Annotated in this window: 23 protein-coding genes; 22 read left to right on the top strand and 1 reads right to left on the bottom strand. The window is 32.4% G+C overall.

Features of this window, described 5'->3' with window-relative positions; genetic code table 11:
- Positions 1-10 precede the first annotated feature (10 nt).
- The 21 genes from galU (at position 11) to ACZ5AE_RS27290 (ending at position 20,451) form a co-directional block, all read left to right on the top strand.
- Positions 11-892: a UTP--glucose-1-phosphate uridylyltransferase GalU gene (gene galU, locus ACZ5AE_RS27390; RefSeq protein WP_464567939.1), complete on the top strand. Its 882-nt coding sequence runs from the start codon at positions 11-13 to the stop codon at positions 890-892.
- A 159-nt stretch (positions 893-1,051) separates the two neighbouring features.
- Positions 1,052-1,732: a PIG-L deacetylase family protein gene (locus ACZ5AE_RS27385; RefSeq protein WP_464567937.1), complete on the top strand. Its 681-nt coding sequence runs from the start codon at positions 1,052-1,054 to the stop codon at positions 1,730-1,732.
- A gap of 19 nt (positions 1,733-1,751) precedes the next feature.
- Positions 1,752-2,573, top strand: coding sequence for a formyltransferase family protein (locus ACZ5AE_RS27380; protein WP_464567935.1), 822 nt, complete (start codon positions 1,752-1,754; stop codon positions 2,571-2,573).
- A gap of 2 nt (positions 2,574-2,575) precedes the next feature.
- Positions 2,576-3,229, top strand: a complete 654-nt coding sequence (locus tag ACZ5AE_RS27375) for a sugar transferase (RefSeq protein ID WP_464567932.1) — start codon at positions 2,576-2,578, stop codon at positions 3,227-3,229.
- Between the two features lies 1 nt (position 3,230).
- On the top strand, positions 3,231-4,103 hold the full coding sequence (locus tag ACZ5AE_RS27370; RefSeq protein ID WP_464567930.1) for an NAD-dependent epimerase/dehydratase family protein: 873 nt from the start codon (positions 3,231-3,233) through the stop codon (positions 4,101-4,103).
- A gap of 5 nt (positions 4,104-4,108) precedes the next feature.
- Positions 4,109-5,344, top strand: coding sequence for a glycosyltransferase family 4 protein (locus tag ACZ5AE_RS27365; RefSeq protein WP_464567928.1), 1,236 nt, complete (start codon positions 4,109-4,111; stop codon positions 5,342-5,344).
- 4 nt (positions 5,345-5,348) lie between these two features.
- Positions 5,349-6,386 carry a polysaccharide biosynthesis protein gene (locus ACZ5AE_RS27360; RefSeq protein ID WP_464567926.1) on the top strand — a complete coding sequence of 346 codons (1,038 nt, stop codon included), beginning with the start codon at positions 5,349-5,351 and terminating at the stop codon, positions 6,384-6,386.
- A 16-nt stretch (positions 6,387-6,402) separates the two neighbouring features.
- Positions 6,403-7,512 carry a capsular polysaccharide biosynthesis protein CapF gene (locus tag ACZ5AE_RS27355; protein ID WP_464567924.1) on the top strand — a complete coding sequence of 370 codons (1,110 nt, stop codon included), beginning with the start codon at positions 6,403-6,405 and terminating at the stop codon, positions 7,510-7,512.
- 3 nt (positions 7,513-7,515) lie between these two features.
- On the top strand, positions 7,516-8,649 hold the full coding sequence (gene wecB, locus ACZ5AE_RS27350; protein WP_464567922.1) for a non-hydrolyzing UDP-N-acetylglucosamine 2-epimerase: 1,134 nt from the start codon (positions 7,516-7,518) through the stop codon (positions 8,647-8,649).
- Positions 8,642-9,718 carry a glycosyltransferase family protein gene (locus tag ACZ5AE_RS27345; RefSeq protein ID WP_464567920.1) on the top strand — a complete coding sequence of 359 codons (1,077 nt, stop codon included), beginning with the start codon at positions 8,642-8,644 and terminating at the stop codon, positions 9,716-9,718. The genes wecB and ACZ5AE_RS27345 overlap by 8 nt, the downstream gene beginning before the upstream one ends.
- 93 nt (positions 9,719-9,811) lie before the next feature.
- On the top strand, positions 9,812-10,900 hold the full coding sequence (locus tag ACZ5AE_RS27340; protein WP_464567918.1) for a glycosyltransferase family 1 protein: 1,089 nt from the start codon (positions 9,812-9,814) through the stop codon (positions 10,898-10,900).
- A 16-nt stretch (positions 10,901-10,916) separates the two neighbouring features.
- Positions 10,917-12,335 carry a hypothetical protein gene (locus tag ACZ5AE_RS27335; RefSeq protein ID WP_464567916.1) on the top strand — a complete coding sequence of 473 codons (1,419 nt, stop codon included), beginning with the start codon at positions 10,917-10,919 and terminating at the stop codon, positions 12,333-12,335.
- A 120-nt stretch (positions 12,336-12,455) separates the two neighbouring features.
- On the top strand, positions 12,456-12,992 hold the full coding sequence (locus tag ACZ5AE_RS27330; RefSeq protein WP_464567914.1) for an acyltransferase: 537 nt from the start codon (positions 12,456-12,458) through the stop codon (positions 12,990-12,992).
- 196 nt (positions 12,993-13,188) lie between these two features.
- Complete coding sequence (locus tag ACZ5AE_RS27325) at positions 13,189-13,968, top strand: 6-hydroxymethylpterin diphosphokinase MptE-like protein (RefSeq protein WP_464567912.1); 780 nt, start codon at positions 13,189-13,191, stop codon at positions 13,966-13,968.
- Positions 13,965-15,374: a lipopolysaccharide biosynthesis protein gene (locus ACZ5AE_RS27320; RefSeq protein WP_464567910.1), complete on the top strand. Its 1,410-nt coding sequence runs from the start codon at positions 13,965-13,967 to the stop codon at positions 15,372-15,374. The genes ACZ5AE_RS27325 and ACZ5AE_RS27320 overlap by 4 nt, the downstream gene beginning before the upstream one ends.
- A 48-nt stretch (positions 15,375-15,422) precedes the next feature.
- Positions 15,423-16,076, top strand: a complete 654-nt coding sequence (locus ACZ5AE_RS27315) for an acylneuraminate cytidylyltransferase family protein (RefSeq protein WP_464567908.1) — start codon at positions 15,423-15,425, stop codon at positions 16,074-16,076.
- A 20-nt stretch (positions 16,077-16,096) separates the two neighbouring features.
- Positions 16,097-17,110 carry an aldolase catalytic domain-containing protein gene (locus ACZ5AE_RS27310; RefSeq protein ID WP_464567906.1) on the top strand — a complete coding sequence of 338 codons (1,014 nt, stop codon included), beginning with the start codon at positions 16,097-16,099 and terminating at the stop codon, positions 17,108-17,110.
- Positions 17,110-17,571 (top strand): KdsC family phosphatase, encoded by a 462-nt coding sequence (locus tag ACZ5AE_RS27305; protein WP_464567904.1) that lies wholly within the window; start codon positions 17,110-17,112, stop codon positions 17,569-17,571. Before ACZ5AE_RS27310 ends, ACZ5AE_RS27305 begins: the two co-directional genes overlap by 1 nt.
- Before the next feature lie 934 nt (positions 17,572-18,505).
- Complete coding sequence (locus ACZ5AE_RS27300) at positions 18,506-18,871, top strand: helix-turn-helix domain-containing protein (protein ID WP_464567902.1); 366 nt, start codon at positions 18,506-18,508, stop codon at positions 18,869-18,871.
- Between the two features lie 43 nt (positions 18,872-18,914).
- Positions 18,915-19,730 carry an ImmA/IrrE family metallo-endopeptidase gene (locus ACZ5AE_RS27295; protein WP_464567900.1) on the top strand — a complete coding sequence of 272 codons (816 nt, stop codon included), beginning with the start codon at positions 18,915-18,917 and terminating at the stop codon, positions 19,728-19,730.
- Positions 19,720-20,451, top strand: a complete 732-nt coding sequence (locus ACZ5AE_RS27290) for a hypothetical protein (protein ID WP_464567898.1) — start codon at positions 19,720-19,722, stop codon at positions 20,449-20,451. The genes ACZ5AE_RS27295 and ACZ5AE_RS27290 overlap by 11 nt, the downstream gene beginning before the upstream one ends.
- Positions 20,452-20,620: 169 nt before the next feature.
- Here the strand turns inward: ACZ5AE_RS27290 and ACZ5AE_RS27285 are convergent, their stop codons facing one another.
- On the bottom strand, positions 20,621-20,779 hold the full coding sequence (locus tag ACZ5AE_RS27285) for a hypothetical protein (protein ID WP_464567896.1): 159 nt from the start codon (positions 20,777-20,779) through the stop codon (positions 20,621-20,623).
- Between the two features lie 332 nt (positions 20,780-21,111).
- Between ACZ5AE_RS27285 and ACZ5AE_RS27280 the strand changes: the two genes are divergently transcribed.
- The gene (locus ACZ5AE_RS27280; RefSeq protein WP_464567894.1) at positions 21,112-21,747 is read left to right on the top strand and encodes a transposase; all 636 of its coding nucleotides are present in this window, start codon (positions 21,112-21,114) and stop codon (positions 21,745-21,747) included.
- The last annotated feature ends 33 nt before the right edge of the window (positions 21,748-21,780 follow it).

Genomic DNA, 21,780 nt, shown 5'->3' with positions numbered 1-21,780 from the left:
ATTGAATAGAATGAAAAATGTTCGTAAAGCGATTATTCCAGCAGCAGGCTTAGGAACACGGTTCCTACCTGCTACAAAAGCGATGCCAAAAGAAATGCTGCCGATTGTTGATAAACCCACGATTCAATATATTGTTGAAGAAGCGGTAGCTTCTGGTATTGAAGATATTATCATTGTTACGGGTAAAGGGAAGCGGGCTATAGAAGACCATTTCGATTTTGCACCTGAACTTGAACAAAACTTAAAAGAAAAAGGAAAAACTGACTTACTCGACAAGGTCCACTATTCCACAAATTTAGCTGATATACATTATATACGGCAGAAAGAGCCAAAAGGTTTAGGGCATGCGGTGTGGTGTGCGAGAAATTTTATTGGTGATGAGCCGTTTGCGGTTTTGCTTGGTGATGATATTGTTCAAAGCGAAACTCCTTGCCTTAGACAGCTTATAAATATATATGAAGAAACTCTTTCATCAGTTATTGGGGTTCAGACCGTTCCTAATAATGAAACACACCGGTATGGAATTGTTGACCCATCAATACAAGAGGGTAGAAGATACCAAGTTAATAACTTTGTAGAAAAACCAAAGCAAGGGACTGCTCCTTCAAATTTAGCGATTATAGGTCGGTATATTCTCACTCCGGAGATATTTATGTTTTTAGAGGAGCAGGAAACTGGTGCGGGCGGAGAGATTCAGTTGACGGATGCGATTCAGAAGTTGAATCAAATACAACGGGTATTTGCTTATGATTTTGAAGGAAAACGGTATGATGTTGGGGAGAAGTTCGGGTTTGTGAAGACTACCATTGAAATGGCTTTAAAAAATCCTGAGTTAAGATCAGATTTGATTCACTATCTTGATAAGATCGTAGATGAAATCAAAGTGAAATAAGTCAAGTGGTCCCTGTTCATTAGTGCTTCAATATGACCATGGGCCATATACTTGACTAATTTAGTGGTTAGTAGTGGATTGGAGATTATGAACACCCAATTAAGTCCTAATTAACTAAATAATAACCAAGAAGAATAATAAACAAGTGAGGTATTTTTTATGTCTTATTTAGTAGTTGTTGCTCATCCTGATGATGAAGTTTTAGGCGCAGGGGCCACAATGTATAAGCTTGCACAAGAAGGCCATTCGGTTAATGTCTGTATTCTTTCAGGAGAAGTGAATGCTAGAAACTTCCGTCCAACGGTTGATGAGCTTAATGAAGATGTAAACAACTCTATGAAAATATTAGGAGTTGATCACGTCATCACCGGCAATTTTCCAAACATAGAGTTTAATAAGTCTGGACATTTAAAACTTGTTCAGTTTATTGAGGCAGCTATTCTTGAAACAAATGCGGAAGTAGTATTTACTCACCACCCGGCGGATTTAAATAATGATCATCTTCACACCTCAATGGCCTGTCAGGCAGCGGTGAGACTGTTTCAAAGAAGAAATGATATAACACCATTAAAAGAACTGTTATTCATGGAAGTGCCATCCTCAACTGAGTGGGGTTTGAATAGAGCGATGAATCCATTTTCACCAAATACCTTTATTGAGGTTGGTGAATTGAGTGTAGATAAAAAAATTGAAGCTCTCGCACAATATCGTGGAGTAATGAGAGATTATCCTCATCCTAGAAGTAAAGAAGCGATTAAGGGTCTTGCTGCTTACCGTGGAGGGCAATCGGGCATGATTTATGCCGAGGCGTTTGAGAGTGTATTTAGACGCGGATTATAAATATGGGGGATGACTTGCGTTGAAGAAGCGAATAGCATTTGCAACTTGTGTTCAATTGGGACTAAGTTGTATTGAAGAAATATACCGAATTGGCGGCACACTTGACTTACTAATTACACTCAAAGATGAAAAAGCGAAAAACAAATCTGGAAGGGTATATCTGGATGATATCGCGACAAAACAAACTACTCCGCTTTTAAAGATTAATAATATAAATGACCCGGAAGTTGTGAATGCATTAAAGGAACGCCATATTGATTGGTTATTTATTATTGGCTGGTCACAGATTGCTAGGAAAGAAGTTCTTGAAACACCGACTTATGGATGTATTGGGATGCATCCTACCTTATTACCTTTAGGCAGGGGAAGAGCTGCAATTCCATGGGCAATTATTAAAGGATTAGAAGAAACTGGTGTAACGATGTTTAAATTAGATGAGGGCGTTGATACAGGTGATATTATTGGTCAAGGTGTGATTCCTCTTGATAAAAAAACAACAGCTACTGATCTTTATCAAAAAGTAGATCAGATGCATATTACTCTAATTTCAATGTATTGGAATAATATCGTAAATAATGATATTTCATTAACCAAACAAGATGAATCAAAAGCAACAGAATGGCCAGGAAGGAAGCCGGAAGATGGAAAGATATCAAGTACAATGACAATGGATGAGGCTGATAAGTTGGTGCGAGCTGTTACACGGCCATATCCAGGTGCTTTCTATAGTAATGGAAATAAAACATACAGAATCTGGTCAGCAAAAACAAATAAATATGAAGGTGAAATACAACTTAGCGATGGGTATTTGATTCCCATTGATTTTGAGTTAGAGGGATAGTTATGCAGGAAAAAGGAATTCAAAAATTAATCAAACGGATATTTGACATTATTGTTTCTTTAATTGTACTTATTCCATTTCTTCCACTATGGATAGTAATTGCAATATTGATTAAGGTTACATCTCCCGGTCCGGTTTTTTTCCTACAGGACAGGCCAGGACTTCATAGGAAAATATTCAAGGTATACAAATTTCGGACCATGAAGCCAGGTTCAGAAAAAATGGTTAAAGGGCAAGAGGTTATGAAGGAAGACGATCGGATAACCTCGATTGGAAAGTTCTTAAGAAGAAGTAAACTTGATGAGATTCCCCAAGTATTAAATGTGTTAAAGGGAGAAATGAGTTTAGTAGGACCTAGACCTGAACGAGTAGCATCCCTGGCAGATTATACAGATGAGATTTCTAAAAGACTTAATATGACTCCTGGTATGACAGGATTGGCACAAGTAAGTGGGAATATCTATCTCTCTTTACAGGATAGGTACAAATTTGACGTTTATTATGTAGAGCATTTTAGCTTGTTGCTTGATTTAAAGATTATTATGCGAACTATTGGTGTTGTTTTGTTTGGGGAAGACAGGTATGTAAATATGCGTTTAGTTAACCTACCACAAGGTACTAAAGAGGCAGCAGCTTCCAAAGAGGAGACAAATTAAAATGAAAAAGATACTTATTACAGGTACAAACAGTTTTATCGGAACCTCCTTTAAAGAATGGGTTTCCTCATATCCTGATAAGTATTCTGTAGATAATATAAGTCTAAGAAGTGATGACTGGAAAGAAAAATCATTTCAAGGATATGATGTGGTATTTCACACTGCTGCCATTGTACATGTTAAAGAAAATGAAGAATCTAAGTATTTTAAAATAAATAGAGATTTAACTCTTGAGCTTGCAAAAAAAGCAAAGCTAGAAGGTGTTAAGCAATTCATTTTTCTTAGTACTATGGGGGTATATGGAACTGAAACGGGATATATTACACAAGAAACTATTCCTACTCCTAAAACCCCTTATGCAAAGTCTAAATATGAAGCTGAACAACTCTTGTTAGAAGAAAGCTATGAGGATTTTAACATAGCAATTCTCCGGCCACCGATTGTTTATGGTAAAGGGTGTCCTGGAAATTACACTAGACTAGCAAGTATGGCTTTAAAGCTACCGTTTTTCCCTAGTATAGAAAATAAGCGTAGTATGATTCACGTTGATAACTTATCAGAATTTATAAGGTTATTAATTGACCATAGTGCTAATGGTTTGTTCTTTCCACAGAATAAGGATTATGTGAACACATATGAATTAGTGAGAGTTATTGGAAAGGCTCATGGCAAAGATATTAAATCAACAAAGCTATTTAACTGGGCGGTTGCAATAGGTCTTAAACAATCTGAGACCATAAGGAAAGTATTTGGCTCATTTATTTATGATCAAAATATGCCGGGCGGTCCCGGGTCATTAATAAATGGTAAGAAAATAGAATACGAGATGACATCTTTTAGAGAAACAATTACAAGTACTGAAAGGAGGGAGTGACTGTAGTGAAAAATAAGAAAGATATTTTATTTTTATGTCAATATTTTTACCCTGAATACGTTTCATCTGCTACTCTCCCTTTTGATACAGCAGTAGCTTTAAGAGAGGCAGGTTTTACTGTAGATGCGTTAACAGGCTATCCTAAGGAATATAGCCAAAAAGAAGACGTACCATTGAAGGAAACCTTTAGAAATATTGAAATCAAAAGGTTAAAATATATCCAATTAAAGCGAAGTAATTTCATCGGCAGGCTTATCAACTATTTTTCATTTACATTTTCTGTTGCCTTAAGAATTAAGGAACTAAGTAAGTATAAAGCGGTAATTGTATATTCTAACCCTCCTGTATTGCCTTTTGTTGCTGCACTTGCTAACAAATTTTATAAAACAAAAATAGTTTTTGTTAGTTACGATGTTTATCCAGAAATGGCTTATATTACAAACTCTATATCAGAAGACAGTTTCATTAGCAAAATGATGAAGGTTATTAATAAAACAGTATTTAATCATGTAAACAAAGTAGTTGCTTTATCAAATGAAATGAAAGAGTACCTACTTAACCATAGATTATCGTTGACTTCTAACCAGATTGAAGTTATCCCCAATTGGTATAAAGACCAAGGAGTTACTATTGCTTCTGAGTCAACAAAAAATAAGCTTTTCCGTGAAATTAAAAGGGATGGGAATCTTGTTGTTTCTTATTTTGGCAATATGGGGATTTGTCAGGACCTTGATACTTTAATTGAAGCGATTCGACAATTGAAGGATGTCAATAAAGTTCAGTTTGTCTTTGCGGGTCATGGAAATAAGATGGATTTATTGAAGACTGTTGTAAAGGAAGAACAATTAAACAATGTAACTATTTTTGATTTCTTACATGGCCAAGACTTTCAGGATGCACTTAATATTAGTGATTGTTTCATCGTAAGTCTTGCTGAGGGTTTAACTGGACTTGCTGTTCCTAGTAAAACATATAGTTACATGATGGCTGGAAAACCTGTAATTGCTATTATGGGAGAAAATTCAGATATTGCAAGAGATTTAAAGGATAATAATGCAGGTTATTCAGTTGAGGTTGGAAATGGTCAAAAGTTAGTTTTATCAATACAAGAACTGCTTAACAATAGAACAAAACGTGAACATATGGGTGCAAATTGTAGAGAAGTTTATCTGAAGAAATATACAACAGAAGAATGCACAAATCAATATGTTAATCTAATGAAAAAAGTACTGGAGGATTAATAACATGTTTAAAGATAAAACCTTACTTATAACTGGTGGTACTGGATCCTTCGGAAACGCAGTAATGAAAAGATTCCTAGATACAGACCTTAAGGAAATTCGTATTTTTTCCCGCGATGAAAAAAAGCAGGATGACATGAGAAAACAATACAAAAGTGAAAAGCTGAAGTTCTACCTAGGAGATGTTCGGGATTTAGCAAGTGTTAAAAATGCGATGCATGGGGTAGATTATATATTTCATGCTGCAGCATTAAAGCAAGTTCCTTCTTGTGAGTTTTTCCCTCTAGAGGCTGTAAAAACAAATGTGTTAGGAACGGATAATGTTCTTACAGCTGCTATTGAGTATGGCGTTAATAAGGTTATTTGTCTATCCACAGATAAGGCAGCATACCCAATTAATGCTATGGGAATTTCAAAGGCAATGATGGAAAAGGTTTTTGTTGCTAAATCAAAAACAGTAGCTCCTGAAAAGACCCTTATCTGTGGTACAAGATACGGGAATGTAATGGCTTCACGTGGATCTGTTATCCCATTATTCATTGAACAAATTAAGAGCGGACAGTCATTAACAGTAACAGATCCAAATATGACCCGGTATCTTATGAGTTTGGAAGAAGCTGTTGAGTTAGTAGTATTTGCGTTCCACAATGCAGAGGCTGGAGACATTATGGTGCAAAAAGCGCCAGCCAGCACGATTGGGGAGCTTGCTCAAGCTGTAAAAGAGCTATTTAATGCTGATAATGAGATTAAAATCATTGGAACTAGACATGGTGAAAAAATGTATGAAACTCTTCTAACAAGAGAGGAATATGTGGTTGCGGAAGATATGGGCGGTTTTTATAGAGTCCCAGCGGATCAGCGAGATCTTAACTATGATAAGTATTTTGTTGAGGGAAATCAAAGACTTTCAACAGTTGATGAATATAACTCTCAAAATACTGAACTTTTAAATATAGAACAGATAAAGGAAAAACTTCTTGCTTTAGATTATGTTCAAGAAGAGCTTAAGAAATGGAACGAAAATAAAATAGCTGTGAATTAAAGGGCGGAGCAGTAAAATGAAAATTTTAGTTACAGGATCAAAAGGATTTGTTGGTAAAAATCTTATTGCTGAACTTAAGAATAAAGGATACAACGATATTTATGAATTTAATAGGGAATCTGACATTTCTTTACTAGAAACATTCACAAAAGATTGCAATTTCGTTTTCCATCTTGCTGGTGTAAATAGACCAAAAGATGAAGAGGAGTTTATGGAAGGCAACCTTGGCTTAACTTCCAAATTAATAGAACTACTCCAAAAAGCCTGCAATAAAGCTCCTGTGCTGATTACATCTTCTATTCAAGCCGAAAAGGATAATCCTTATGGAAGAAGTAAAAAGGCCGGAGAGGAATTACTATTAAATTATTATAAAGAAACTGATGCAAAAGTTTATGTATATAGATTACCGAACTTATTTGGTAAATGGAGTAAGCCTAATTATAATACAGTGGTGGCAACTTATTGTCATAATATAGCAAGAGGCTTAGATATTCAGATAAATAATCCAGATGCGGAACTTACTCTTAGTTATATTGACGATGTTCTGAGCGAGTTTTTAAGAGCACTGGAAGGAAATCCTACTATTGAGGGTGATTACTGTATTGTGCCAGTATCACACAATATAAAACTTGGTGAATTAGCACATACGATAACGAGTTTTAAAGAAAGCAGAGAAAATTTAGCTATTCCTAATATGGAAAATGATTTAACCAAAAAGCTTTACAGCACTTATTTAAGCTTTTTACCAGAGAGTGAATTTTCTTATGATCTTAAAATGAATTGTGATCATAGGGGTTCTTTTACTGAATTTCTTAGAACCCCAGAAAGAGGGCAAGTTTCGATTAATGTATCAAAGCCGGGAATTACAAAAGGAAATCACTGGCATCATACAAAGAATGAAAAATTCTTAGTAGTAAGTGGAGAAGGATTAGTTAGATTTAGAAAGATTGGTACTGACGAAATTATCGAATACAGGGTCAGCGGAGAAAAACTTCAAGTAGTCGATATTCCTACGGGATATTCGCACTCTATTGTGAATGTTGGAGAAACTGAAATGGTCACAGTAATGTGGGCAAATGAGTGTTTTGACCCTGAAAAGCCTGATACTTACTTCGTGGAGGTATAACATATGAAGAGATTAAAAGTCATGACAGTGGTTGGAACAAGACCTGAAATAATCAGACTGTCGTCTGTAATAAATAAATTAGAAGAGTCAGAGGCTATTGAACATATCTTAGTCCATACTGGACAGAATTATGATTATGAATTAAATGAAGTGTTTTTTAAAGATTTTAAATTAAAAAAGCCTGACTATTTCCTTAATGCTGCAACCGGAGCTGCAGTAGAAACCATTGGAAATATTCTGGTGAAAATTGATCCAATTATGGAAGAAGTAAAGCCAGATGCTTTTTTAGTCTTGGGCGATACAAATAGTTGCTTAACTGCCATTGCTGCAAAAAGAAGACAAATTCCTATCTTTCATATGGAAGCAGGTAACAGATGTTTTGATCAAAGAGTACCTGAAGAAACAAATAGAAAAATTGTTGATCATACAGCAGATATCAATTTAACTTATAGTGATATTGCCAGAGAGTATCTTCTTCGGGAGGGATTTCCTTCTGATAGGATTATTAAGACTGGTAGTCCAATGTTTGAAGTGCTTAACTCAAGAAAAGAAGATATTGAGATGGCGGATATTTTGGAGAGATTGTTCCTTGAAGAAGGAAGGTATTTTGTTGTATCGGCGCACAGAGAAGAAAATATTAATTCAGAGACTAACTTTTTTGATCTTGTTGATAGTTTAAATGCAATTGCAGAAAAGTATAATATGCCTGTAATTGTGAGCACTCATCCAAGAACTAGAAAAATGATTGAAGCTAAAGGAATAGAGTTTAATCCTTTGGTTAAAACCATGAAGCCATTAGGATTCAATGATTATGTTAAACTTCAACTTAAGGCTAAAGCTGTGCTAAGTGATAGCGGGACGATAAGTGAGGAATCTTCTATTCTTGGATTTAAAGCACTTAATATTAGACAAGCTCACGAGAGGCCGGAGGCAATGGAAGAAGCTTCAGTAATGATGGTGGGTCTAAAGAAGAATAGAATTTTACAAGGATTAAGTGTCATTGAGACTCAAGAAAAGGGAAATCTAAGACTTGTAGCTGATTATAGTATGCCAAATGTATCAGCTAAAGTTTTGAGAATAATTATATCTTATACAGATTATGTAAATAAAGTTGTTTGGGGAAAAATTAATGGATAAAAAGAAAATATGTTTTGTATCCTTGAATAATTTGTATCTTTGTCCATATATCCATAAATATATTTCTTTATTAAACTGCGACTTCGACATAATTTACTGGGATAGACATGGAATGGAGGAGCATCTTAATGAAAGCTCAATATTTCCATTCAGATATAAAATGGAAGAAGGAAAAGGAAGGTTAAATAAAGCACTAGGCTATATTAAATTTAAAAGATTTGCATCAAAGATTATAAAGAATAATAACTATAATTGCGTTATTTTGTTGCAAACTAGTGCTGCATTTCTTTTACAAACAAGCTTAAAGATGCAATATAAGAAAAGGTATATTGTAGATATACGTGATTATACTATGGAAAGAAATCCATTGTTCTTTTCACTTCTAAAAAGCCTTATTAAGAAATCTGGATTAACAGTTATTTCATCAAAAGGATTTGAGAACTTTTTACCGTACCATGAATATATTTATGTTCACAATGATGCCCAAATTGACGATTTGACAATAAGGAAATTCAAGGAGAGAGAAAGAAGGAAGGATAAAATTGTTATCTCTTATATTGGTCTTATAAGGTTTCATGAACAAAATAAGAGAGCTATTCTTAAATTCAAAAATGATGGTAGGTTTCTCTTGAGATTTATCGGTAAAGATGCTTTTGCACTCCGTGAATTTTGTATAAAAAATGAAGTATCTAATGTTGAATTAATTGATCAGTTTCCAACTGAAAAAACCCTCGATTTTTATTATGAAACTGATATTATATATAACCTTTACGGAAATAACACCCCATTGCTAGATCATGCACTGTCAAATAAATTATACTTTGCAGCAAAGCTAAGGACTCCTATTTTAGTTTGTCCGGGTACTTATATGGAAAAAGTAAGTGTAGAAAATGGTTTTGGATATGTATTTAATATAGATGATATAAATGCTTGTGATAAATTATTTAATTATTATATTACAATAGACTGGAGGAAATTCAATAAAAATTGTGAGACATTTATCAATGTTGTTAATGAAGATAATTTAAAATTCAACAATAAAGTACGTGAATTTATAAAAGCTACTTAAAGCCTAAATGCAATTTACAACAAAGTAGAAGCAATTACCTATTGTATTGCTCCTTTATAATGGCTTCAAAAGGAGAAGATTATTATCAAACAAATGAAAATATTATACGTTCTTGGAGCATTTGGCTCTGGTGGTGTTGAAAGTGTTGTTGCAAATATCTTAGTAAATATTGACCATTCAAAATTTAAAATTGATTTTGTTCTATTTAATGGGTTAGATCATAGTCGTAAAAATCTAATTGAAAAGTATGGTTCAGACATTTTCTATATCGAAAGAAGTGGAAAAGGAATTATAAGGAATATTTTTCAAATATACAAGATACTAAAAACAAATAAGTATGATATTATTCATGCTCATACAAATGAAACTTCAATCTTATCTGCTATAGCTGGCAAAATCGCTGGTACACCATCAATTATTTGTCATTCACATAACACAAATTTTCGGAAGAACGAAAGACTTGTTCCTTTCATTAGATTTTTATTTAAAGTTTTACCAAATAAATTACTAGCATGTTCAGAGGAAGCAGGTAAAAAACTGTTTGGTAAAACTTCAGATTTTAAAATTTTTAAAAATGGTATAAACATAGACAAGTTTATTTATAATGAGGATGTTAGACTGAAGGTTAGAAAAAATTTGGGTTTAGAGGATAAATTTGTAATAGGAAATGTGGGTAGGCTAAATCCACAAAAAAACCATAAATTTTTGCTAGATACATTTAAATTAATTTCGAATAAAAAGAAGAATGTTATGCTTCTAATAGTAGGAGATGGAGAATTAGAAGCTGAGTTAAAATCCCAAATAATTGATTTAGGAATAGAAAATAATGTTATTTTATTAGGGGCAAGAGATGATATAAATGAATTATTACAGGCTATTGATTTATTTGTATTCCCCTCAATCTTTGAAGGGTTAGGAATTTCGTTAATTGAGGCGCAATGTTCAGGATTAAAATGTGTAGCATCAGATGCTATCCCAAGAGAGGTAGAAGTGACAAATTTAGTTGAGTTTTTACCGCTAGAAAAAGGACCCGAGTATTGGTGTAAAAGAATATTAGATTATACGTCTAAATATGACAGGGAAAATACAAGAAATTATATCGTTAAAGCAGGCTATGATATTAAGAGTTCTACAGAGGAACTAGAAAATATATATATTGGGTTATTAAATGGTAATAGATAATAAGAGGTTACATTAAATGAACACAAAAATTTCTAATAAAAGTAGAACGATATTCCTTGTTATTTCAATCTGTTTAATTAGTATTATTACATCTTTATTAATAGCAATAGATGCCTCAAGACCACAATATTATGCCTATTTACCCTTATTGCCATTATCTTTTGGGTTAATAAGCTTAATGTTTTTTAGGCTTTATAGACAGTGGAGTAATAATTTAGCTGTTTGTTTTATTATGGGTGGGTATTTTATTAGAAACGTTATTGGGCCATTAACTTTAAAATTTGGTAATTACAAGTCGATGTTTTTTATGAATTCTGAAGGAAATGTTAATTTATCTATAGCGTTAATGATATATGAAGTGCTTTTTGTATATACAGTTTTATTACTATATATGAACACCAGAGGAAAACATTTTGAAATAAAAAGGCCTAAAGATTTGAAAATTGAAAATCGTATATCAAGCAGAACATTTAAATTTATTTTTTGGATAATAATAGGATACTTGGTGTTTGTTGTTTTATATATACCCGAAATTAAGTCTTTATATACTACTGTATTTAGTAATGAAGGGAATATTGTTGAGGTTTCATATGATTACGATAGTATAGTGCAGCGTGGTGGTATAAAAAGACCACTTATGACACTCTTTGTAATAGCAGTTGGCTTTATGAGGTATTTTGTACCAACTTATTTTATGGTAAAGATTCGAAATAAGGTAGGGGAAAGAACTGTGGGATTAGTATATTCTATCCCCTTTATCCTGTTAAATCTTTTGGTAGTGAGTGCTACTAATGCTGAGTCTATATTTGGTATAGTTGTCTCCGCAATAATACTATCAATTTTGTATCCAACAAAGAGAAGTATAATATTTAATTTTTTTGCACTAATTGGTATAGCAGCATTTATCTACATTATGATATTAAAAATTGATGCATTTTCGAATTGGACTGGTTCGAAGGGATTTGAATCTATTTCCGAAGCTATCCAAGCATATTTTCCGGGTTTAGCCAATATAGCTGCAGCATTTAATGTAGTTAATCCAAATAAACTGAAAACCTTATTTTTTGACATATACTCATCAATTCCATTTAGAGGTAGTTTTTTTAGTTTAGAAGATCTAAGATTGGTAATTATTTATAATCAACAAAATTCAGTTTCAGGCCAAATAATACCTTTTATTAGCCAATCTCAACATTATTTAGGCTCCTTGTTTGCACCAATTCTTCCTGCAATATTTGCATGTTTAGCAATAAAAATCAACAATAAAATAAAAATTGAAAACGATATTTGGAAAATAGTTTCTTTTTCATTTTTATTATTATTACTTTCAATTACACCAATAATGTATAATTTAACGATATTTTTGAGCCAATTTTTTAACATTTTCATACCATTAATCATAATTTCAAAATTCTCTAGGAAATTAAAAATATAATAGTACTTGAATTTATTATCTATAATATAATAATTTGTACCTATTTTGTATTTATCACATTCAAAAAACACATTAAATGTTTCCTGAATTAGCTTTTAGTTCATTTTAAGGAGTGCGAAGATGAATAAAGTTAGTAAGATTATTTCAGTTTTAATAAGGATTTTAATTCAAAAAATTATGTATATTAACGCAGACCTTTATATGAAACTTTATGTAAAATATTTAATTAAAATAGGAATAAATATTCATGGAACACCTAATTTTATATCTAATGATGTGTATCTTGATGGAAAGGATTATTCTAAAATTACAATCGGAGATAATGTTACAATATCTAGAGAAGTTATGCTCTTGACACACGATTATTCAATGCACACTGTGTATAAGGGCCTGGATCTTAGATATAAAAGGAAATTAGAAGAAATAGATAAAGATGATAATTTATTAATTCTTGAAGGAATTACTATAGGAAAGAATAGTTTTATAGGAGCAAGGTCTTCATTATTGCCAGGTACAATTATTGGAGAAAATGTACTTGTGGGTGCTTGTAGTGTGGTTAAAGGAAATATCCCGGACAATTCAATTGTGGTAGGTAACCCTGCTAGGATAATTGGTGAAACAAGTGATTGGCTGGACAAGAAAATGGATAAAAAGTAATTATTTTAGGGATTAATTTATTTTAGGAAAACTATGCAAATTAAAATAGTACAAATAATAATCAAGCGGAATTATAAAATAAATCTTGTTTTTAGGATATTTGATTAAATTCCAGTTCTGGAGGAATAGTATGCTTTCATCTAAGATTAGGATATTGGAACAAAATTATAGTGTTATAAAACTCCTATTCCGATATATGAGAAGGATTCAGACATATACTAAAACTTTATCTTTTGAATCCCTAGCTTTCCTGAGAAGATTAGGGCTTGCAAGTAATAGGTATAAAAAGATTAAACAATATAAAGATGTTCATAAAGGAGAACGTTGTTTTATTATTGCTACAGGTCCAAGCCTTACCCTTGAAGATGTTGAAAAACTAAAAAATGAATATACCATTGGAATGAACTCATTATGTTTGGCTTTCGACAAAACAGATTTTCGCCCTACGTATTTTGGAATACAAGATGAACATGTTTATGAGAAGGTGAAAGGAAGTTTAAGAAAGTATCTTAAGAAGAATGTTTTTGTTAGTAGTAATATTTATAATAAATATGATTTGCCCAAAGAGTGGGGGATATTTCCTCTAAATTTAAGTTACCACTCATATCATTCTAGATATAATCTTGGTTACTTCTCAAAGTTTAGTGATGATTGTTATTATAAAGTTTATGATGGATATACAATTACCTATTCATTAATTCAAATTGCTATTTATATGGGCTTTAAAGAAATATATCTTCTAGGTGCTGATACTAACTATTCTAGTGATAAAAACAAACAACACTTTATTGAATCGGGTCATTTTGATCCGACATATAAAAGTGCGGGAGAACGTATGATAACAGCGTACAAAGTGGCTAAATCTTATGCTGATAATAAAGATATAGAAATTTATAATGCTACTCGGGGTGGAATGTTAGAAGTATTTCCTCGTGTTGATTTAGATGAAGTGTTAGGCCTTAAGGAGAAAAAATGAAACCAATAGATAGTTTAATAAAAAATAAAAATACATTGGCTGGTGTATTTTACCTATTTGGAAATATCTTTGACAAGGCAATAGTTTTTTTTACTATCCCTATTTTCACAAGATTAATGTCTTCTTCAGATTATGGAATAGTAAATACTTATATGTCTTGGGTCTCAATACTATCATTGATAGTAGGGCTTTCGTTAGGTAGTTCATTACGAAATGCCTATATGGATTTTAAAAATCATTTAGAAGAATATATTTCTTCAATTCTTTTTTTATCACTTCTAAACTTTTTAGTTACTTCAGCAATAATTATTTTTATTTGCTTTTACTTTTTTGAACAACTAGATATTTCACTAGTAATTTTATGTTTAATTCAATCTTTTATGACGTTTATTATTAATACTGTAACTATTAAATATATGATGTCTTTGGACTTTATTAAAAGAACGTTATTATTAGCCATACCAAATACTTTAGTTGCAATTTTATCAATTGTTCTTCTAATGAATATGGGAAATAATTTATTTCTTGGGAGAATTATACCTTACGTTCTTATTACTTCATTAATAGGAACTTTTTACTTAATACAATATTTTGCAAAAGGTAAAAAGTTTATTAATAAAAAGTTCTGGAAGTATGCACTATCATTATCTGTGCCGTTAATATTCCATGGCCTATCTATGAATGTTTTAAATGCTTCTGATAGAACTATGATAACGGTATATCGCAATGCTTCGGAAACGGGTATATACAGTCTTGTTTATAGTTTTAGCATGATTGCCTTAGTGGTAACATCATCACTTGGTAGTGTTTGGATTCCTTGGTTTAATAAAAAATTGCAAAGTGGAGAAACAGATCTAATTAATAAATTTGTAAAATTATATATTGAGATAATAATGATAGTGATGATAGTCTTGCTTGTAATAGGACCAGAAATCCTTGAAATAATGTCCCCACCTGAGTATTGGAGTGGCAAAATTCTAATAGCACCTATCTTACTTGCATCTTTCTTTATATTTTTGTATTCAATTTCAGTTGATTTGGAATACTATTATAAATCTACAAAAATAATAGCAATCAATACAGTAATAGCTGCAGCGATAAATTTAATACTGAACTTTATATTTATACCACGATATGGATATATTGCAGCAGCCTATACAACAGTAGTAGCATATATTATATCTTTTCTCATTCATTATCATTCAGCTCGCAAGCTAAATAATCAGTTATTTCCCTTTAAAATATACCTAAAACCAATTGTTATAATGTTCTTTGCAGTATGTATATCTTATATATTAATGGATAATGTTATTGTTAGATGGAGTCTTGCAATTATTGGTATGGTTTTGTACACAATAATTTCACTAAAAAGTAAAAGATTCTTCACCTTTTTCAATAATCATTAATAATCATTGTTGTAAAATATTATATAAGAATAAGAAGAGGAGTTTACCATGAATAATAAAAAGGTTGTAGCTTTAGTTCCTATAAAATTAAATAACGAAAGATTACCAGGCAAGAACACAAAAGTTTTGGGTGAGCAACCATTAATTCAATATATTCTAAATTCATTAGATAAATCAAATATTATATCTGATGTATTCGTTTATTGCAGTGACCATGAAATAAATGATTACTTAATAGGTAAAGCTCAATTTTTAAAAAGAGATAAAGTTCTGGACGAACCTACATCAAATTTTACACAAATCTTTGAAAGCTTTTCTGGAGAAATAGATGCAGATGTCTATGTCTTAGCTCATGCAACAGCTCCTTTTATTACAACTGAGATTATTAATGATTGCATCAAAAGTGTAATTTCTGGTGATTATGATTCCTCCTTTACCGCTGCCAAGATCCAAGATTATTTATGGCAGGATAATCAACCAATAAATTTTGACGCTACAAACCTTCCACGAAGTCAAGATCTTATACCTATATATCGTGAAACTTCTGGCATTTATGTATTCAATAAGGAGGTGTTTGTAGAGTTAAGAAGAAGGATTGGTAATAAGCCGTATATCAGAGAAGTTACAATAAAGGAAGCTGTTGATATAAATAATCCTGAAGATTTTAGTTTAGCTGAATTAATGCTTAATGCAAAATTTTAAATAACAAGGAGAAGATAAATATGGATAAGTTTAACTTATTAGATTGTACTTTAAGGGATGGAGGTTATATAACAAATTGGCAATTTGAGGATTCTGTAATTAAAGATATGGTGAAAAATCTAATAGAAGCAAATCTTGACTTTGTAGAAATCGGTTATTTAAATAATAAAGAATATGAAGCAAATAAAGCAATTTTTAATAATATTGAACAAATAGCTGAATTTATTCCAAAGGAAAGAAAAGAAACATTAATTTTAGCTATGGCTGACATCCAGCAGTTTAAACCAGAGGATATAACACCATTCACCGGAAGTTCTATTGACGGTATTCGAGTGGTTTTCTATAAGCATCAAATTGAAGAAGCCCTAGAATTGTGTAAGACAGTAAAAGAAAATGGATATAAATTATTTGTACAGCCGATGGTTACAATAGATTATTCGCTTGATGAATATGCCCTATTATCAAAAAAAATTGCCAAGTTAGAACCATATGCGGTTGCTATTGTTGATAGTTTTGGATATATGATTAAAGAGGACTTTAGAAGGTATTTTAGAATTCTCAACAATACTCTCGATAATGATGTTAAGGTTGGCTTTCATTCACATAATAATATGCAACTAGCATTTATTACTGCCCAAGATATTCTAGAATATGAAACGAATAGGAATTTGATAATTGATGCATCCCTATATGGAATGGGAAGAGGTGCAGGTAATTTAAATACAGAGTTAATTGCTAATTATTATAATAAGTTTTTAGGTGATAAGTATGATTTAGGAATTATTTTAGATTTAATTAGTAATTTTATTATGCCAATTAAAATGCAAAAGGAATGGGGCTATTCACCATACTTTTATATTACTGCTTTATATCATTGCCATCCAAATTTTGCAACATACTTGTTAGAAGAACATGATCTATCGGTTTCTGAGTTTGAAGATTATATTAAGATGATCCCTACAGAAATGAGGACAAAGTGCCGAAAGCCATATGTGGAAGAGTTATATCAAAAGTTTTTAAGTGAGTACAAATAATGAAAAACGTTAAACTGTTAGTTTTGGATGTAGATGGAACACTTACTGATGGTAAAATATACTTAGGTCCTCTGGAAGAATCTATGAAGGCCTTTAATGTTAAGGATGGGTTAGGTATTTCAAAGTTGCATGAAAATGAAATAATACCTGTTATTATTACCGGTCGCAATTCGGATATTGTTTCTATTAGAGCTAAGGAGCTTAATATAACTGAAGTGTATCAAGGGGTACATGATAAATTATCCTGTATGAAAAATGTTAGTCAAAAATACCAGTGTACATTTGATGAAATAGCTTATATAGGTGACGATGAAAATGATTTAGAATGTATTGTGTTATGTGGATTAACGGGGTGCCCTGCAGATGCAGTAAATAAGGTGCAAACTGAAGTAGACTTTATTAGTGAATATAAAGGAGGAGAAGGAGCCGTAAGAGACTTTATAGAATATATATTAGATTAAATTTAAGATTAAATTTAAATTTCGGTGCCTGTCACGCCCCGGATTTTGTCGAAGGTTGTTAGTTTGTTAGATGGGGATACAATGATACGATTGAGTTGTATCTGAATATTGATGGGGTGGTTGGTTGTCGCTTTTCTTCCGTTTTGGAAGGGAAGTGATAATCATGGAACTCTTCTTGAAATATACTAGAATTCCTAAAGGAGATCGTGCGAGAAACTGCTGCAATCTTATAAAGGGAAAACGTCTTAGATTGCGAGATACACCCCTCATGCGCGGGGCTATGGGGTCAGACCCCCACTAGGCTAAAGTTTAAAGCGTTAAAGTGTAAGGGTGTGCATAGGGCATAGCCCAATTTTTTGGTAAGCCCCCAATCAAAGAACGCATATAAACACGCACGCCTCCTGGCACTATGAATGTATCAATTTAAGGGAGGCGTCTTTTCCTTTCTCCAGAATTATAAATGCCGAAATGTTTCGAATTATGTATACATAGACTTTATAACCGTCTAATTCTGGACAGGCAATACCGTCAACTTTCGGTCATTTTAGGATGGCAATAACATTAAAGGTATCTCACTATCAGAATTTAATGAAATAAAAAATAATGTAATTAAATAATTTGAACAAAACATATAGTAAATTAAAGTACATTATATATAATGATAATCCCTCACTAAACTGGTAAACGAGCCTATTGTTAAGGATAATATGAAAAGAATATCCCTTGAAAGATAAAGAAGATGAATATCTATTTCCTTTTGTTTAATTGCAATCATATACGGATAATAAATTTATAAGTATTTTTTGGGGGAATGATAAAGTGTATAAGGAAAGTTGATAAAAGATATTTAAATTTTGATATTTATGATATCATAGTTATAAAGACATTGATATCTCGTGATACGTATAGTATCATTTTGATCGGAGGAGATACTATGAAAAAGATATCAGCCGAAAAACTCGGCAGCTTAATTGAAGAGAAACGAACCGAAAAAGGGTATACTCAAGAAGAATTAGGTGAAAAAACAAAAATCAACCGACTGATAATAGGACGAATAGAAAATAAAAAGCATATTCCATCAATCAGCCAACTAAATAGCCTCATGGAAGTATTGAATTTCGATTTAAATGATATTTCAGAGGAAAAAGAAGAAAGAAATGTATTTGTTGCTATGATGGGAGAAGCCCAAACATCTAATGAAAAAGAATGGCTAGAAGACATGATATCGATGATGTTATGTCTCAGAAAACATACAAGAATAAGGAATGCGATGAATAATGAAGCTTCTACTGAACTCTAAGGAACGGTACGAACTAGAAAAGTTAGTCGAGCAAAAACGGAATATGTATGATTTAGGAACAGGTCCCCTTGGTGATGGGATATTACAGTTAGTAGCACAATTAAATATAAATATGCTCTATTTACCAAAGGATCCTAAAACAGATGAGGAACCTCTTTCTGCGATTTATTTATCCTCGAAGGAGAAGAATGGAAATAATCTTTCCTTTATTGGTGTTAATACTGCACAGCATTATGATTCACAACTATTTTCAATAGCTCATGAATTATATCACCATTTTGAAAATACAAATGAAGTTTATCTTTGCCGTGGAATAGAGAATGCAGACGGTTTAAGAGAGCTAAAGGCAAACCACTTTGCAGCATCTTTTTTACTTCCTTCAAAGTCTCTTATAGAAGAGATCTATGAAAAAAACAATTATGAATTAAATATAGACAAATGGAGTTTCCCAACTTTGTTACGTTTTATAGCAAGACTTCATTTAGATTATAAATTGCCTTATAAAGCAATTGTTCGTCGACTAACAGAAGTAAATGCTTTAACAGATGAAAAGCTATTTCAATCGTTATGGTCACAAGATGTTAGGGATGAAGCTAGTATTTACTATAGAATTGCTATGAGTTATGACTCAGACCTTTTTATATTACTGAACAAGAAGACAAGGAAAATTGGAGCAGATGCTCGCTTTTTAGAGCTTATGTTGCAAAACTTTGAGGGCGCTTTTGTTGGGGTAGATGAATTAGCAGACGATTTATCGCTTTTTGGAAAGAGATTAGGAGAGTTTGGCTTTGCCGAAGAAGGGCATGTAAATGTTATGGATGAACTAATGAGGGAGTTAGAAGAAGACGATGAAGGTTGATTTGGTAAATCGAAATGAAGCATTACTTTCATTAATTAACGATTATTATCAAATACTTCCTCTTGATGCTAACCTGCTAGTACCATCAGATAGATCCAAAGTCACTTCAAGTGCAGTCTTAGATTTTCCTTTCTACAAAAGAATTTGGTTAGAGCCCTTGTTTAAGACTTTTCCTTACTTAGCGATTCACCAAGCTGTGTATGATGAAGTTTCTGTTAAACCTAGCCTTGGAAATTATATTGATCAAAAGATACAGCAACAAGTATTAATGGTTTTAAAAGATGAAGATCTGACAACTGAAGAAGAATCTCTTCGTAAAAGTGTAGAGCGGAAAATTGCAGCACCAACTAATTACGAACCTGAAATAGATAATAAAGATGATCGCGGGGAAGTAAAATCACTTGCCCATATCTATGTAAAAGACATGCTTTATTTTTGTTCGAATGATTCTAATGCTTTAAGATTAGTAGAACATGCAGACAGCCTAGAAACTAACCTAGATTCATTGATTACTATAAAGCTATACGAAATTATATATTATTTGTATAAAATGCGAATGGCAGATGCAAAAGAGATGCGATTACTTTATAGGTTCCATTACTTTTTGACAAATCATGAGAAGAGCTCTAATCCTAATTGGAATGATTTTAAAAATGGAATGGATAAATTGTATGACAATGCGGTGAATGAAAGTACTGGGAAACCTACTCCAATACTTTAAAGTCCAATTTTTAATTTGAAGTTTTCCTTTATTTTAAGAGTGAGCTAATCTTTGTGGAAGTAGTAAAAAAATATAAACAGCTTCAATTAATTGAGATAATTAGAATAAGGCCAAGGATTTAGTTTCCTAGGCCTTCGAATTTATTCCTGAATTTAATTCTATAATTAATTTATAACAAACCATAGCGCTTAAATAATCTATGAAAGAAATTATTTAGATTTTCCTTTACTTCTTGGAATTCCCTTTCATTGTTACCACAGAATTCAACTCCGCCGAATCTAAAAACTTCATACCCCATTAATTTATCTTCCCTATCTTCTTTAACCATTTCAGCATACAGCTTTGGTGATGCTTCTCCATTATCTCCCTCTCTAAATCTTTAATACCATTCCGCTCTTTAAATGTATAGGGGTCATATTTCAAATATGGTTGTGGGATATAGGCAGGCATACTATTTCTAAGATGCTTCTTTCCAAAATCTAGATATGTTCGGAACATAAGCTTTTCTGGATCATTCATGGACTGTTCTAGTCTATCGATTAGTTTTTCCTCAGCCAGTTTAAAATCACTTGGAGAATCTGGGGTCAGATCCCCACTCAGCTAAAGTTTAAAGCGTTAAAGTGTGAGGGTTGTGGAAAAGGGCATGACTTTATTTTGTTCGTGAAATTGTCAAATTTGGCGGTTAGATTGGGGAGGGGATTGGAGGATTTTGTTGAATTATGTATTTTGTCAATTTATATTACAAGAGAGGTGCGATGTCAGTTGTCGAGAGATCACCGTATTTGGTTTCCCAGAGCCAAGTATCATATTACGAATCGGGGAAATCGGAGGGCTGCTATTTTTTATGATGATTTTGACCGAGAAGAGTACTTAAAGATTTTAGAAGAAACCCGCAAATATTTTCCTTTTCATCTCCACACCTACTGTCTTATGACCAATCACATTCACCTTCAAATCGAAACGATCAACCATCATCCAAAAGATTTCATGAAAATGCTAAATTCTCGCTATGCCATGTATTTTAATAAGCGCCATCACCTGGTTGGCCATGTTTTTCAGGGGAGGTATGGTGCGGAATTGATTGATACTGCAGAATATTTACTTGAAGTTAGCAGATATATTCATTTGAATCCTGTCGAAGCAAACATGGTCAAGTTTCCTGAAGAATACCGCTGGAGCAGCTACAATGCCTATGTGACGGAAATCAAAGATCCTCATGTGACTACCACGAAAATATTATCGCATTTTCCAGATCCACAGAAAGAGAATTACCGCCGCTTTGTTGAAGGAACTTAACCTTTTTTCGGAAAATTCGGGGGTCAGACCCCC

Source organism: Neobacillus sp. S1227 (genome assembly GCF_055385255.1).
Note: the sequence above shows the minus strand (reverse complement) of the source record. Positions and strands in the feature narration are given on the sequence as shown.

Coding starts and splice junctions, on each gene's coding strand:
- ACZ5AE_RS27360 (WP_464567926.1), top strand. CDS start 5,349: ATGTTTAAAGATAAAACCTTACTTATAACTGGTGGTACTGGATCCTTC.
- ACZ5AE_RS27310 (WP_464567906.1), top strand. CDS start 16,097: ATGGATAAGTTTAACTTATTAGATTGTACTTTAAGGGATGGAGGTTAT.
- ACZ5AE_RS27295 (WP_464567900.1), top strand. CDS start 18,915: ATGTATGATTTAGGAACAGGTCCCCTTGGTGATGGGATATTACAGTTA.
- ACZ5AE_RS27375 (WP_464567932.1), top strand. CDS start 2,576: ATGCAGGAAAAAGGAATTCAAAAATTAATCAAACGGATATTTGACATT.
- ACZ5AE_RS27370 (WP_464567930.1), top strand. CDS start 3,231: ATGAAAAAGATACTTATTACAGGTACAAACAGTTTTATCGGAACCTCC.
- wecB (WP_464567922.1), top strand. CDS start 7,516: ATGAAGAGATTAAAAGTCATGACAGTGGTTGGAACAAGACCTGAAATA.
- ACZ5AE_RS27345 (WP_464567920.1), top strand. CDS start 8,642: ATGGATAAAAAGAAAATATGTTTTGTATCCTTGAATAATTTGTATCTT.
- ACZ5AE_RS27320 (WP_464567910.1), top strand. CDS start 13,965: ATGAAACCAATAGATAGTTTAATAAAAAATAAAAATACATTGGCTGGT.
- ACZ5AE_RS27330 (WP_464567914.1), top strand. CDS start 12,456: ATGAATAAAGTTAGTAAGATTATTTCAGTTTTAATAAGGATTTTAATT.
- ACZ5AE_RS27355 (WP_464567924.1), top strand. CDS start 6,403: ATGAAAATTTTAGTTACAGGATCAAAAGGATTTGTTGGTAAAAATCTT.
- ACZ5AE_RS27385 (WP_464567937.1), top strand. CDS start 1,052: ATGTCTTATTTAGTAGTTGTTGCTCATCCTGATGATGAAGTTTTAGGC.
- ACZ5AE_RS27290 (WP_464567898.1), top strand. CDS start 19,720: ATGAAGGTTGATTTGGTAAATCGAAATGAAGCATTACTTTCATTAATT.
- ACZ5AE_RS27285 (WP_464567896.1), bottom strand. CDS start 20,779: ATGGTTAAAGAAGATAGGGAAGATAAATTAATGGGGTATGAAGTTTTT.
- ACZ5AE_RS27340 (WP_464567918.1), top strand. CDS start 9,812: ATGAAAATATTATACGTTCTTGGAGCATTTGGCTCTGGTGGTGTTGAA.
- ACZ5AE_RS27315 (WP_464567908.1), top strand. CDS start 15,423: ATGAATAATAAAAAGGTTGTAGCTTTAGTTCCTATAAAATTAAATAAC.
- ACZ5AE_RS27305 (WP_464567904.1), top strand. CDS start 17,110: ATGAAAAACGTTAAACTGTTAGTTTTGGATGTAGATGGAACACTTACT.
- ACZ5AE_RS27335 (WP_464567916.1), top strand. CDS start 10,917: ATGAACACAAAAATTTCTAATAAAAGTAGAACGATATTCCTTGTTATT.
- ACZ5AE_RS27300 (WP_464567902.1), top strand. CDS start 18,506: ATGAAAAAGATATCAGCCGAAAAACTCGGCAGCTTAATTGAAGAGAAA.
- ACZ5AE_RS27325 (WP_464567912.1), top strand. CDS start 13,189: ATGAGAAGGATTCAGACATATACTAAAACTTTATCTTTTGAATCCCTA.
- galU (WP_464567939.1), top strand. CDS start 11: ATGAAAAATGTTCGTAAAGCGATTATTCCAGCAGCAGGCTTAGGAACA.